This window comes from Pseudomonas sp. JZ134, from assembly GCF_051027695.1.
Taxonomy (GTDB): domain Bacteria; phylum Pseudomonadota; class Gammaproteobacteria; order Pseudomonadales; family Pseudomonadaceae; genus Chryseomonas; species Chryseomonas luteola.
Genome location: NZ_CP069250.1, coordinates 3037048 through 3049956, shown reverse-complemented (window position 1 = coordinate 3049956; position 12909 = coordinate 3037048). Strand labels below are relative to the sequence as shown.

Sequence of the window (12909 nt, the reverse complement as noted above, 5' to 3'; positions counted from 1 at the left end):
GCTGCCCGCCACCGCGTGCGGCCTCTTTTTTCAAGTAGCGAAGGTATGGGTTTTCTTTTTTATTTGGTAACGATCCCACTATCGATGCGTCAACGCTGACGTTCCGGCTCGGTAATGGGAAAATGATTTGTTTTTTATTATTTCAAATCGTCGCAGGAGAGACTGAATGGCTCAGCAGATGAGTGGTCGCCAACCCCGTTACAAACGTATTCTGCTTAAACTCAGCGGCGAAGCCCTAATGGGATCCGAAGACTTCGGGATTGACCCAAAAGTGCTTGATCGTATGTCCTTGGAAATCGGTCAGCTTGTTGGTATTGGTGTTCAGGTCGGGCTGGTGATTGGTGGTGGTAACCTGTTCCGTGGGGCTGCGTTGTCAGCCGCAGGTATGGACCGTGTTACGGGTGACCATATGGGTATGCTGGCTACCGTTATGAATGCGCTGGCTATGCGTGATTCCCTGGAGCGCTCCAATATCCCGGCAACTGTTATGTCAGCCATCTCTATGGTGGGTGTGACCGATCAGTATGATCGTCGTAAGGCTATGCGTCAGTTGCAGAACGGCGAGGTGGTTATTTTCTCGGCCGGTACGGGTAACCCATTCTTTACCACTGATTCGGCTGCCTGCTTGCGTGCTATCGAAGTTGAGGCTGATCTGGTGCTTAAAGCAACTAAGGTCGATGGCGTGTACACTGCAGATCCTTTCAAGGACCCGAATGCGGAAAGGTTCGATCGCTTGACGTATGACGAAGTGCTCGACCGTAAGCTGGGCGTGATGGACCTGACAGCAATCTGTCTGTGTCGTGATCATAAGATGCCGCTTCGGGTGTTCAATATGAATAAATCCGGCGCCTTGCTGAATATTGTTGTAGGCGGCGGAGAAGGTACTTTGATCGAAGAGGGCACAGTATGATCAATGAAATAAAGCAAGACGCTCAAAGCCGAATGACCAAGACCATTGAAGCGCTTGGTCACGCTTTCGCCAAGATCCGTACTGGACGCGCTCATCCAAGCATTCTTGATAGCGTTATGGTGTCCTATTACGGTATCGACACGCCGCTGCGCCAGGTGGCCAACGTGACAGTGGAAGATTCCCGTACGTTGGCGCTGACTGTTTTTGATAAAAGCATGATTCAGGCTGTTGAAAAAGCCATCATGACTTCGGATCTAGGACTGAACCCAGCGACAGCCGGGACTACCATTCGCGTCCCGATGCCGGCTCTCACTGAGGAAACTCGAAAGGGTTTCACTAAGCAGGCGCGCCAGGAGGCTGAACAGGCTCGTGTTTCCGTGCGGAATATTCGCCGTGATGCGCTGGCTCAGCTGAAGGATCTGCTCAAGGAAAAGGAAATCAGCGAGGACGAAGAGCGTCGTGCGCAGGATGAGATCCAGAAATTGACTGATAAATATGTCGCTGAGGTCGATAAGGCCTTGGAGGCTAAGGAAACTGATTTGATGGCCGTTTGACGGCAGGGATGCAAGATGGGCAATAGCGACCCTAGTTCTGTAGTACCGCGTCATGTCGCCATTATCATGGATGGTAATAACCGCTGGGCTCGCCGGCGGTTACTGCCTGGAGTGGCAGGACATAGAGCTGGTGTCGACGCTGTTCGTGCGGCTATAGAAGTCTGCGCGGACGCCGGTGTCGAAGTGCTCACGTTGTTTGCGTTTTCCAGTGAAAACTGGCGGCGCCCGACTGATGAAGTCAGTGCATTGATGGAGCTGTTTCTATCAGCGCTTCGACGGGAAGCCAAAAAGCTCGATCAGAACGGCATACGTCTTCGCATCATTGGAGATCGTTCCAGGTTTCATCCTGAACTGCAGCGTGAGATGGAGCAGGCAGAAGCCTTGACTGCTGGTCATACAAGACTGGTACTCCAGGTGGCTGCCAATTATGGTGGTCAGTGGGACATCGCCCAGGCGGCCCAGCGGCTGGCGCAGGCAGTCAAGGAGGGTACACTTGAGCCTGAGCGGATAACGCCTGAGTTACTTCAGAACTGCTTGACCACCGCAGGCATGCCTTTACCTGATCTATGTATCCGTACGGGTGGAGAGCATCGCATCAGCAATTTCCTGCTCTGGCAATTGGCTTATGCGGAGCTATATTTTTCCGACTTGTTCTGGCCTGACTTTAAACATGAGGCTATGCGTAAGGCGTTGGCGGATTATGCGACGCGGCAAAGACGCTTTGGAAAGACCAGTGAACAGATTGAAGCAGAAGTGAGAGCATCATGCTAAAGCAAAGGGTCCTTACCGCTCTGGTGTTGCTGCCCATAGCGATTGGGGGCTTTTTTTTGCTAGAAGGTGGGATATTCGCTGCCTTTATCGGAGCAGTGGTTTCCCTGGGTGCTTGGGAGTGGGCTCGGCTTTCCGGGCTCGTCTCTCAGGCGGCTCGTGTAGGTTATGCAGCTGTAATTGCTTTCCTTCTTCTGCTCTGCTGGCAGATGTCTCAGCTGGCGTTGGCTATCCTGCCGATGGCAGTGGCTTGGTGGATTTTTGCTGCCGTGCTCGTTATGACCTATCCAGAAAGCGCTCATTACTGGAAGTCAACTTGGCGACGCCTTTTGATTGGTGTGGCTATCCTGGTTCCTGCCTGGCAGGGGTTGATCCTGCTGAAGCAGTGGCCTCTCAATAATTGGCTTATTCTTGGTGTCATGCTGCTGGTATGGGTGGCTGACATTGGTGCTTATTTTTCCGGCAAGGCATTTGGTAAGCGCAAGCTTGCTCCCAAGGTAAGTCCAGGTAAAAGCTGGGAGGGCATGATTGGCGGCCTGATAGCCAGTCTTGTGCTGACATTGGGTGTAGGTCTCTATCGCGGATGGGATGCCAATACCCTGATTAAGGCTCTGATCGGTGCTTCGCTGGTTGTCGTTGTTTCGGTTGTAGGTGATCTTACGGAAAGCATGTTCAAGCGACAGATGGGGCTTAAGGACAGTAGCCAGCTTCTACCTGGGCATGGCGGCATCATGGATCGTATTGATAGTTTGACTGCTGCAGTGCCTCTTTACACAGCGCTTCTCTGGTGGTCGGGCTGGGGTGTTATGTGACTAGTCCTCAAAACATCACCGTACTGGGTGCTACCGGATCGATAGGTCTCAGTACTTTAGATGTCATTGCACGTCATCCTGATCGTTACAGGGCATTTGCGTTAACTGGCTATACCAGGCTCGATGAGCTCGGAGCGCTTTGTATTACTCATGAGCCGAGGTTTGCTGTAGTGCCGGGCGGCGCGCAGGCCGAAGCGCTGGAACATAGAATCAAGGCGGCTGGACTCTCGACGCAAGTGCTGGTCGGTGAGGCAGGGCTAAGTGAAGTATCAGCTCATCCTGATGTTGATGCTGTTATGGCTGCTATAGTTGGCGCGGCAGGTCTTAAGCCTACCCTTGCAGCCGTCAAGGCAGGAAAAAAGGTTCTCCTTGCCAATAAAGAGGCGCTTGTCATGAGCGGCTCCCTGTTTATGCAGGCTGTCAAAAAGTACAACGCAAAGCTGTTACCAATTGATAGTGAGCACAATGCCATTTTTCAATGCCTGCCAGTAGGCTATGAAGAGGGACTGGTGGCAAAAGGGGTGCGGCGAATTTTGCTGACGGCTTCAGGCGGGCCTTTCCGTGAAACCTCATTGGACGTATTGCGTGACGTTACGCCTGATCAGGCGTGCGCGCATCCTAACTGGTCGATGGGACGTAAAATTTCAGTAGACTCTGCCACCATGATGAACAAGGGGTTGGAGTTCATTGAGGCCTGCTGGTTGTTCAATGCAAGGCCTGATCAGGTTGAAGTTGTTGTTCATCCTCAAAGTGTTATCCATTCGTTAGTGGACTACATTGACGGTTCGGTTCTTGCGCAGTTGGGCAATCCCGATATGCGTACGCCAATTGCTCATGCATTGGCATGGCCTGAGCGAATAGAGTCCGGGGTTAGCCCTCTTGACCTGTTTGCAGTAGCACGCCTTGATTTTCAAAAGCCTGATGAGCAGCGCTTTCCTTGCCTCAGATTGGCGAGACAAGCTATTAGCGCAGGTGGTACCGCGCCTGCCACATTGAACGCTGCGAACGAAGTGGCAGTAGATGCCTTTCTAAACGGCAGGGCACGCTTTGATGAGATACCGCAGATCATCGAGGCTGTGCTCAAGCAGGAAACAATCTCTGTCGTAACCGATCTTGAATGTGTCATGCAAGCGGATCGCCATGCCAGAGACTTAGCCAATGCCTGGCTTGAGCGCCACAGGCGCTAAGCGCGGAGGAACGCCATGAGTGCACTGTATATGATTCTTGGAACCCTGATTGCATTAGGGGTGTTGGTTACTTTCCATGAGTTTGGGCACTTTTGGGTTGCTCGTCGATGTGGTGTCAAGGTCCTGCGTTTCTCTGTTGGATTTGGTAAGGCGCTATTTCATTGGCATGACAGGCAGGGAACTGAGTTCGTAGTAGCAGCAATACCGCTTGGCGGTTATGTAAAAATGCTGGACGAGCGAGAAGGGGAAGTTTCTGCTGACCAGCTCGACCAAACGTTCAATCGTAAGTCTGTATATCAGCGTATCGCTATCGTAGCGGCGGGTCCGGTGGCCAATTTCTTATTGGCTATCGTGTTCTTTTGGGCTCTGGCCATGCTTGGAACTCAGCAGGTGAAGCCTGTCGTCGGAAAAATCGATGAAGGTAGTCTTGCTGCGCAAGCAGGCTTGCAGGCAAACGATGAAATTGTCTCGGTTGATGGGAAGGCCGTTTCCGGATGGGGTGAGGTCAATCTCAAGCTGGTTCGCCGTCTCGGTGAAACGGGTACGTTGGTCGTGGAAACTCGCGAGTCTGGTAACAGTCAGCAAGAAGTACATTCCATTCGGCTTGATGGTTGGCTCAAGGACTCTGATAGCCCGGACCCTATTGGATCTCTCGGCATACATCCATGGCGTCCGGCACTGCCACCTGTTGTGGCTGAACTAGATCCTGAAGGGCCTGCCTCCAGAGCAGGTATTCAGTCTGGTGATCGTATTGTTTCGGTCGAGGGTTCATCGGTTAATGACTGGCAAGAGGTGGTCGATTATGTTCGTGCCCACCCGAATCAAACAGTAAACCTAGTGCTTAATCGTTCCGGAATTGAGCGCTCTGTCCCAGTTATGCTTTCTAGTAAAGGTGATGCAAAAAGTGCCTCTGGCTACTTGGGCGCTGGTGTCAAGGGCGTGGAATGGCCCTCTGAAATGCTTCGGGAAGTCAGCTATGGCCCGCTGGAGGCCATAGGTCAGGGACTTTTGCGCACTTGGACCATGAGTTTGCTGACGCTCGACTCGCTTAAGAAAATGTTGCTTGGGGAACTCTCGGTAAAAAACTTGAGTGGGCCGATAACCATTGCTAAAGTGGCGGGCGCTTCTGCCCAGTCAGGTGTCAGTGACTTCTTAAACTTCCTGGCCTACCTGAGCATAAGTCTTGGGGTTTTAAACCTGCTTCCTGTGCCGGTACTGGACGGTGGACATTTGTTGTTCTACTTCGTCGAGTGGGCAAGAGGGAAGCCTGTATCCGAGCGCATTCAGGCGTGGGGTATGCAGATTGGTATAAGCCTAATTGTTGGTGTCATGTTACTGGCTCTGGTCAATGACCTTGGGCGTCTGTAACTCGCCGCTGAACGCTTAGTCTGCCGTATAAGCGGTAGGCTATTTATTTGTCAGTTGGAATAAAAAAGGGACTCATGAAACGCTTGCTGCTACCTGCGGTAATAGCCGCGCTGATGATCGGCGAGGTTCACGCCGAGTCCTTCACCATCTCCGATATTCGTGTAAACGGTTTGCAGAGGGTTTCTGCCGGAAGCGTTTTCGGTGCATTACCTCTTAACGTAGGCGATGCTGTAGATGATCGTCGCCTTTCCGATGCGACTCGCTCCCTGTTCCGTACGGGTTTTTTCCAAGATATTCAATTAGGGCGTGACGGTAACGTCCTGGTTGTGAGCGTAGTTGAGCGCCCCTCGATTTCAAGCATCACTATTGAGGGCAACAAGGCGATCTCAGAAGACGACCTTAAAAAAGGTCTTCAACAATCGGGTTTGGCTGAAGGTGAAATTTTCCAGCAGGCAACGCTGGAAGGTGTGCGCAATGAGCTGCTTCGTCAGTATGTTGCTCAAGGTCGCTATTCTGCCAATATCGAAACCGAGGTCATTCCGCAGCCACGTAACCGCGTTCAGTTGAAAATCAAAATCAACGAAGGTGAAGTAGCAACGATCTCTCAGGTCAATATTGTCGGAAATCATGTGTTTCCAGAGCAGGATCTAATTGATCTGTTCGAATTGAAGAAAAGCCATCTGCTTTCTTTCTTCAAAAACGACGACAAATATTCCCGTGAAAAACTTTCTGGCGATCTTGAGCGCTTGCGCTCCTATTACCTTGATCGTGGTTATATCAATATGGATATCACCTCGACTCAGGTATCGATTACGCCTGATAAGAAACACGTCTATATTACGGTCAACGTCAACGAAGGTGAAAAATACACCGTTCGGGATGTAAAACTTTCAGGTGACCTGAAAGTGCCGGAAGAAGAAATTCGCAGGCTGATGTTGGTACAGCCCGGACAGGTGTTCTCTCGAAAGGTGATGACTGGCACCTCAGATTTGATCACCCGCCGCCTCGGGAATGAAGGCTATACGTTCGCTAATGTGAACGGTGTACCGGAACCACATGATGATGACCATACGGTTTCGTTGACCTTTGTAGTCGATCCCGGCAAGCGTGCCTATGTAAATCGTATCAATTTCCGTGGCAATACCAAGACGGAAGATGAAGTCCTCCGCCGCGAAATGCGCCAGATGGAAGGTGGCTGGGCCTCTACTTACCTGATTGATCAGTCCAAAACCCGTTTGGAACGTCTGGGCTATTTCAAGGAAGTCAATGTCGAGACGCCGCAGGTTCCTGGCACTGACGATCAGGTCGACGTGAATTACTCTGTGGAAGAACAACCGTCTGGCTCTATTACCGCAAGTGTTGGCTTTGCTCAAAGTGCGGGTTTGATCCTTGGTGGATCTATCAGCCAGAGCAACTTCTTGGGTACTGGTAATAGAGTAAGCGTAGGCTTGACGAGAAGTCAGTATCAGACTCGCTACAATTTCAGCTTTACTGATCCATACTGGACCGATGACGGTGTGAGCCTTGGCTATAACGCCTTCTATCGCTCAACCAACTATGATGATCTGGATGTTGATATTTCCAGTTACTCCATCAATAGCCTCGGCTTTGGGGTAAATTTTGGCTATCCGATCAGTGAAACGTCTCGACTGAACTTTGGGCTTGGCGTTCAGCGTGATGAGCTTGACCCCAATAACTATACTGTCGACGAAGTTTATAAATTCATTGAACAGGAAGGGGATAGTTTCACTAACTTTAAAGCTTCGATCGGCTGGTCAGAGTCAACCCTAAATAAAGGCGTGCTGGCTACTCGAGGGCACTCGCAAAGTCTTTCTCTGGAAACAACAATTCCGGGAAGCGATCTGAGCTATTACAAAGTTGACTATCGTGGTCAGATTTTTGCTGGGTTAACGCAGAATACTGCACTTCGCTTCCATACCGAGCTGGGATATGGCGATGGTTATGGTTCAACCAGCGGCTTGCCATTTTATGAAAATTACTATGCTGGTGGTTTTAATTCAGTTCGTGGTTTTGAAGATAGCAGCCTTGGTCCGAGGAGTACTCCTGCTTCTGGAAGATATAAGGCTCAAGGTCAAGAAACAGATACCGATCAAGATCCTGAACCATTTGGCGGTAATGTGTTGATCACAGGCGGGGCCGAATATCTGTTCCCCTTGCCTTTCGTGAAAGATCAGCGTCAGCTGCGAACAGTGCTGTTCTGGGATGTGGGTAGTGTCTTCGACACTAAGTGCCGCTTGGTCGACAAGGATAGCGCCAGCTGTAACAAGGTCAGCTTTTCCAATATGGCAAGCTCCGTGGGTGTTGGCTTGACTTGGGTAACTGCGTTGGGTCCGTTAAGCTTCAGTCTGGGTATGCCCGTCAAGAAGCCTGATAATGCCGATACGCAGGTATTCCAGTTCTCGCTGGGCCAGACGTTCTAATTGATCTAACTCTATATCGCGTTTAAACGCAGGAGTGCATTGTGCGTAAGTTCTTCCGTTTCGCCTTGATCGCCGCCGCTGTTGTTGCCACCCCGGCTTTTGCCGAGATGAAGATTGCGGTGCTCAATTATCAAATGGCACTCCTGGAGTCGGATGCGGCAAAAAAATACGCTGTAGACGCTGAGAAAAAGTTCGGCCCACAGCTTAATAAGCTGAAGGCACTGGAAGGTGATGCGAAGAATATTCAAAGTCGCCTTGCTGCCGGGGGCGATAAAATGAAGGATTCTGAGCGTGACCGTCTTGAGTCGGACTTCAAGCAGAAAGCGCGTGACTTCCAGTTTCAGTCAAAAGAGCTGAACGAAGCCAAGGCCGCAGCTGATCGCGATATGTTGAAGCAGCTCAAACCGAAGCTGGATAAAGCGGTGGAAGAAGTATTGAAGAAGGGCAACTACGACATCGTCATCGAGCGTGGCGCTGTGGTTGATGCCAAGCCTCAATATGATATTACACGTGATGTTATCGAGCGGATGAACCAGAACCGCTAATGATGACCTCTACCACTTACACTCTAAGGCAGCTGGCAGAGCGCCTTGGAGCTGAGCTCCGGGGAAACCCGGAGCTTCTCATTTCTGGTCTTGCGACATTGCAGGATGCCCAGCCCGAGCAGTTGAGTTTCCTCGCCAATGCCCAGTACAAGAAATATTTGGCTGACACCAAAGCGGGTGCTGTGATCCTGCATCCGACTGAGGTGGAGGGATTTTCAGGCAATTGCCTGGTAATCGCCAATCCTTACCTTGCCTATGCGCAGCTTTCCCATCTGTTTGATCGAAAACCTCTGCCGAAAGCTGGTATTCATCCTTCCGCCCTGGTCGCTGAGGATGCTTTTGTAGACCCTACGGCAAGTGTCGGTGCGTATGCAGTTATCGAGTCAGGTGTATCGATAGGTGCAGGTGTTGTCATTGGAGCGCATTGCTTCGTCGGTGCTCGTAGTCAGATCGGCGAAAACGGATGGCTTGCACCGCGAGTTACGCTGTATCACGACGTTCGAGTTGGGAAGCGAGTGGTTATCCAGTCTGGCGCCGTTATCGGCGGCGAGGGATTTGGTTTTGCGAACCATCAGGGGCAATGGAAAAAAATTGCTCAGCTGGGTGGTGTCAGTATTGGCGATGATGTCGAGATTGGCGCCAATACTACTATCGATCGAGGCGCGCTGGCCGACACGATCATCAGTAATGGCGTTAAGCTCGACAACCAGATAATGATTGCTCACAACGTACAAATTGGTGAGCACACAGCGATGGCGGCTTGCGTAGGGATCTCAGGCAGTACCAAGATCGGACGCCATTGCACGATTGCCGGCGGTGTCGGCATGGTTGGACATATTGAGGTCTGCGATAACGTTTTCGTTACTGGCATGACCATGGTTACCCGCTCGATTACCGAGCCAGGCGCTTATTCTTCCGGCACGGCAATGCAGCCTGCTGCCGAATGGAGAAAAAGTGCGGCTCGTATCCGTCACCTGGATGATATGGCTCGGCGTCTGCAGCTTCTCGAAAAAACAGTAGCTGCCGTGACCTTACAGGATGACGCTGCTTCTGATGCAGAGTAACGCATCGGGCGTTTCCTTTTTTTTGAACAGGCCTCTCCAGATATGATGGACATTAACGAGATTCGCGAATACTTGCCTCACCGCTACCCGTTCCTGTTGGTGGACCGGGTAGTGGAGCTGGACATTGAAGGCAAGCGTATTCGTGCCTACAAAAATGTCAGCATCAACGAACCCTTTTTTAATGGTCATTTCCCTCAGCATCCCATTATGCCGGGTGTTTTGATTATCGAAGCAATGGCGCAAGCGGCAGGGATTCTTGGTTTCAAGATGATGAATTCTTCTCCGGCAGAGGGAACCCTGTATTACTTCGTCGGCTCGGATAACATGCGCTTTCGTCAGCCTGTTTTGCCGGGCGATCAGTTGCAGCTGGAAGCTCGTTTCATTAGTTGCAAGCGCGGCATTTGGAAGTTCGAATGCCAGGCAACAGTTGACGAGAAAGCGGTATGCTCTGCTGAAATTATCTGTGCGGAACGCAAACTATGAGTTTGATCGACCCTAGGGCGATCATTGAGCCAGGCGCCAAACTGGCTGACGACGTCAAGGTTGGGCCTTGGTCCATCGTAGGCGCCGATGTTGAAGTGGGTGAGGGCACGGTCATAGGCCCGCACGTTATACTGCATGGACCAACGGTCATCGGTAAGCACAACCGCATCTACCAGTTTTCTACGATTGGAGAGGACACCCCAGACCTCAAGTACAAGGGTGAGCCTACGCGCCTTGTTATTGGTGACCATAATGTCATTCGCGAGGGTGTCACGATCCATCGGGGGACCGTTCAGGACCGTAGCGAAACCACTATTGGTGACCATAACCTGCTGATGGCATATGTCCACATTGGGCATGACAGTGTGATAGGCAATAACTGCATTCTGGTCAATAACACGGCGTTGGCAGGGCATGTCCATGTGGATGATTGGGCAATTTTGTCCGGTTACACACTGGTACATCAGTTCTGCCGTATCGGTGCACACAGCTTTTCAGGTATGGGCACTGCCATCGGTAAGGATGTGCCTGCCTATGTAACGGTCTTTGGCAACCCGGCCGAAGCGCGCAGCATGAATTTTGAAGGCTTGCGCCGCCGTGGTTTTTCCAGTGAAGCGATTCATGCCCTCCGTCGTGCTTACAAGGTTGTCTACCGCCAAGGTTTGACGGTTGACGAAGCATTGAAGGAATTGGAGCAGGTTGCTCTTGAGTTTCCCGAAGTTGCAGTCTTCAGGGACTCTATAGTCAGCTCCACACGCGGCATAACACGTTAATCCTTTCAAGGCCGCAGATGCGGCCTTCAGTTTATATATTGGCGCTATTAAAGAGCTGGGTATGTCTGCCTTGAATCGACCCTTGCGAATCGCTCTCGTTGCCGGTGAGGCTTCTGGGGATATTTTGGGCTCAGGCCTTATGAGAGCGCTTAAAGCACGGCATTCGGCTGTCGAGTTCATCGGTGTTGGCGGTCCGCGCATGGAGGCAGAGGGCATGAGCTCGGCCTTTCCCATGGAGCGACTCTCCGTCATGGGGCTGGTAGAGGTGCTAGGCCGGCTTCGAGAGCTTTTGCGGCGTCGAAAAGAGCTTATCCAGACACTCATACAGGCCCGCCCCGATGTCTTTATTGGCATTGATGCGCCAGATTTCGTACTTGAAATGGAGCAGCAGCTTCGTGCCGCAGGGATACCGACTGTTCATTATGTCAGTCCCTCTGTCTGGGCATGGCGGCAAAAGCGTGTTCTTAAGATTCGTGAGGCCTGCGATCTCATGTTGACGTTGTTTCCTTTTGAAGCCCGCTTCTATGAGGAAAAGCAGGTTCCCGTGCGTTTCGTTGGGCACCCGCTGGCCGATACCATTCCGCTTGATCCTGATCGCACGCTTGCCCGCAAAGCTTTGGGCTTGCCGCCAGATGGGCCAGTCGTTGCTTTGCTCCCAGGAAGTCGTGGTGGTGAAGTTTCACGGCTGGGTGCTCTTTTTTTCGATGCCGCAGAACGGTTGAGTGCGTTAAGGCCTGATATTCAATTTGTATTGCCTTGTGCCAATGAGCATCGGCGTAAGCAGATAGAGTCTTTACTTGAAGGCCGCTCTGTTCGTGTGATGTTGACTCAGGGGCAGTCACATGAAGTGCTGGCCAGCTGTAATGCTGTGCTTATTGCTTCAGGAACGGCCACATTGGAAGCAATGCTTTTTAAACGTCCAATGGTGGTCGCCTATAAGGTGGCTCCATTGACGTACTGCATCTTGAAACGGATGGTAAGGAGTCCTTATATCTCTTTACCGAACTTGCTGGCAGGCAAGCCTCTTGTTCCCGAGTTGATTCAGGACGATGCCACGGCAGAAAGATTGGTAAACGCGATATTGCCTCTTTTGGATGATCCCTCTATGCAAACAGAAGGATTTGAAGCTATTCATCACGCATTACGTCAGGACGCGTCACGACAAGCCGCAGATGCAGTACTGACGCTTATTGGGGCTGATTGATGCAATTGGGTTTGGATTTCACATTGGTGCAGGAATTGGTCGCAGGTGTCGATGAAGTAGGACGAGGTCCCTTATGTGGGCCTGTCGTTACCGCTGCTGTGATCCTGGACCCAGCACGTCCTATCCATGGGCTCAACGACTCTAAAAAGCTTACCAAGGCGCGCCGCGAGGCGTTGTTTGAAGAAATTCATGAAAAGGCATTGGCATGCTGTATCGCTCGCGCCGATGTTCATGAAATTGATGCGATCAATATCCTTCATGCAACCATGCTGGCAATGAAGCGAGCGGTTGAAGGACTGGCTGTTTTACCCAAGCTGGCCTTGATCGATGGTAATCGCTGCCCGGTACTGTCGGTTCCAAGTGCTGCGGTGATCAAGGGTGACAGTCAGGTGCCTGCTATCGCAGCAGCGTCTATATTGGCTAAGGTCTCTCGAGATCGGGAAATGGCAGAAATGGATCTGCTTTATCCAGGATATGGTTTGGCAGGTCACAAGGGGTATCCCACAGCTGAGCATCTTGATGCACTTAAACGGCTTGGCCCTACGCCTATGCATCGACGCTCATTCGCGCCCGTGCGGGATGCTTTTGCTGCGTTGGAAGTCAGCGTGAGGCAAGTTTCAGGGGCTATGGCGCTCTAATCGAAGATTAAGAAAAAACGAACCGACGGACGGCGACGCCTGTATTTTCTAGGCTGAACAGTGTTGGCGCATTCATTTGCCTGAGCATGCATATCTGCTCATTCCTATCAAGCTTCTAGCTTGTCCTCCCGGTTAGTACAATTCCGGTTCGTTTTTGCATGA

At 51.4% G+C, this 12909-nt stretch carries 13 protein-coding genes; all 13 read left to right on the top strand.

Annotation, left to right across the window (positions count from 1 at the left end):
- The first annotated feature begins 166 nt into the window (after positions 1 to 166).
- The 13 genes from pyrH to rnhB all read left to right on the top strand — a co-directional run bounded on the left by pyrH (position 167) and on the right by rnhB (position 12747).
- Positions 167 to 910 carry a UMP kinase gene (gene pyrH, locus JQR86_RS14200; protein WP_010797379.1) on the top strand — a complete coding sequence of 248 codons (744 nt, stop codon included), beginning with the start codon at positions 167 to 169 and terminating at the stop codon, positions 908 to 910.
- Positions 907 to 1464: a ribosome recycling factor gene (frr, locus tag JQR86_RS14195; RefSeq protein ID WP_434153772.1), complete on the top strand. Its 558-nt coding sequence runs from the start codon at positions 907 to 909 to the stop codon at positions 1462 to 1464. Before pyrH ends, frr begins: the two co-directional genes overlap by 4 nt.
- A gap of 15 nt (positions 1465 to 1479) precedes the next feature.
- Positions 1480 to 2235, top strand: a complete 756-nt coding sequence (gene uppS, locus JQR86_RS14190; protein ID WP_010797381.1) for a polyprenyl diphosphate synthase — start codon at positions 1480 to 1482, stop codon at positions 2233 to 2235.
- Positions 2229 to 3044 (top strand): phosphatidate cytidylyltransferase, encoded by an 816-nt coding sequence (locus JQR86_RS14185; protein WP_407362978.1) that lies wholly within the window; start codon positions 2229 to 2231, stop codon positions 3042 to 3044. Before uppS ends, JQR86_RS14185 begins: the two co-directional genes overlap by 7 nt.
- A complete protein-coding gene (gene ispC, locus JQR86_RS14180) occupies positions 3041 to 4231 on the top strand; it encodes a 1-deoxy-D-xylulose-5-phosphate reductoisomerase (protein ID WP_407362979.1) in 1191 nt (396 codons plus the stop codon). The genes JQR86_RS14185 and ispC overlap by 4 nt, the downstream gene beginning before the upstream one ends.
- A 15-nt stretch (positions 4232 to 4246) precedes the next feature.
- Positions 4247 to 5599 carry a sigma E protease regulator RseP gene (rseP, locus tag JQR86_RS14175; protein ID WP_407362980.1) on the top strand — a complete coding sequence of 451 codons (1353 nt, stop codon included), beginning with the start codon at positions 4247 to 4249 and terminating at the stop codon, positions 5597 to 5599.
- Between the two features lie 74 nt (positions 5600 to 5673).
- On the top strand, positions 5674 to 8040 hold the full coding sequence (gene bamA / locus JQR86_RS14170; protein WP_404625650.1) for an outer membrane protein assembly factor BamA: 2367 nt from the start codon (positions 5674 to 5676) through the stop codon (positions 8038 to 8040).
- 41 nt (positions 8041 to 8081) lie between these two features.
- Positions 8082 to 8585 carry an OmpH family outer membrane protein gene (locus JQR86_RS14165; protein WP_074828089.1) on the top strand — a complete coding sequence of 168 codons (504 nt, stop codon included), beginning with the start codon at positions 8082 to 8084 and terminating at the stop codon, positions 8583 to 8585.
- The gene (lpxD, locus tag JQR86_RS14160; protein ID WP_010797387.1) at positions 8585 to 9649 is read left to right on the top strand and encodes a UDP-3-O-(3-hydroxymyristoyl)glucosamine N-acyltransferase; all 1065 of its coding nucleotides are present in this window, start codon (positions 8585 to 8587) and stop codon (positions 9647 to 9649) included. Before JQR86_RS14165 ends, lpxD begins: the two co-directional genes overlap by 1 nt.
- Positions 9650 to 9691: 42 nt before the next feature.
- Positions 9692 to 10132, top strand: a complete 441-nt coding sequence (gene fabZ, locus JQR86_RS14155) for a 3-hydroxyacyl-ACP dehydratase FabZ (RefSeq protein ID WP_010797388.1) — start codon at positions 9692 to 9694, stop codon at positions 10130 to 10132.
- Positions 10129 to 10905: an acyl-ACP--UDP-N-acetylglucosamine O-acyltransferase gene (gene lpxA / locus JQR86_RS14150; RefSeq protein ID WP_010797389.1), complete on the top strand. Its 777-nt coding sequence runs from the start codon at positions 10129 to 10131 to the stop codon at positions 10903 to 10905. Before fabZ ends, lpxA begins: the two co-directional genes overlap by 4 nt.
- A 61-nt stretch (positions 10906 to 10966) precedes the next feature.
- A complete protein-coding gene (gene lpxB, locus JQR86_RS14145) occupies positions 10967 to 12109 on the top strand; it encodes a lipid-A-disaccharide synthase (protein WP_407362981.1) in 1143 nt (380 codons plus the stop codon).
- Positions 12109 to 12747: a ribonuclease HII gene (rnhB, locus tag JQR86_RS14140; RefSeq protein WP_074828094.1), complete on the top strand. Its 639-nt coding sequence runs from the start codon at positions 12109 to 12111 to the stop codon at positions 12745 to 12747. Before lpxB ends, rnhB begins: the two co-directional genes overlap by 1 nt.
- The last annotated feature ends 162 nt before the right edge of the window (positions 12748 to 12909 follow it).

What these genes read in the sequence shown, in the direction of transcription:
- lpxD (WP_010797387.1), top strand. Translation starts at nt 8,585, where the DNA reads ATGATGACCTCTACCACTTACACTCTAAGGCAGCTGGCAGAGCGCCTT.
- pyrH (WP_010797379.1), top strand. Translation starts at nt 167, where the DNA reads ATGGCTCAGCAGATGAGTGGTCGCCAACCCCGTTACAAACGTATTCTG.
- rseP (WP_407362980.1), top strand. Translation starts at nt 4,247, where the DNA reads ATGAGTGCACTGTATATGATTCTTGGAACCCTGATTGCATTAGGGGTG.
- fabZ (WP_010797388.1), top strand. Translation starts at nt 9,692, where the DNA reads ATGATGGACATTAACGAGATTCGCGAATACTTGCCTCACCGCTACCCG.
- uppS (WP_010797381.1), top strand. Translation starts at nt 1,480, where the DNA reads ATGGGCAATAGCGACCCTAGTTCTGTAGTACCGCGTCATGTCGCCATT.
- lpxB (WP_407362981.1), top strand. Translation starts at nt 10,967, where the DNA reads ATGTCTGCCTTGAATCGACCCTTGCGAATCGCTCTCGTTGCCGGTGAG.
- frr (WP_434153772.1), top strand. Translation starts at nt 907, where the DNA reads ATGATCAATGAAATAAAGCAAGACGCTCAAAGCCGAATGACCAAGACC.
- rnhB (WP_074828094.1), top strand. Translation starts at nt 12,109, where the DNA reads ATGCAATTGGGTTTGGATTTCACATTGGTGCAGGAATTGGTCGCAGGT.
- lpxA (WP_010797389.1), top strand. Translation starts at nt 10,129, where the DNA reads ATGAGTTTGATCGACCCTAGGGCGATCATTGAGCCAGGCGCCAAACTG.
- bamA (WP_404625650.1), top strand. Translation starts at nt 5,674, where the DNA reads ATGAAACGCTTGCTGCTACCTGCGGTAATAGCCGCGCTGATGATCGGC.
- JQR86_RS14185 (WP_407362978.1), top strand. Translation starts at nt 2,229, where the DNA reads ATGCTAAAGCAAAGGGTCCTTACCGCTCTGGTGTTGCTGCCCATAGCG.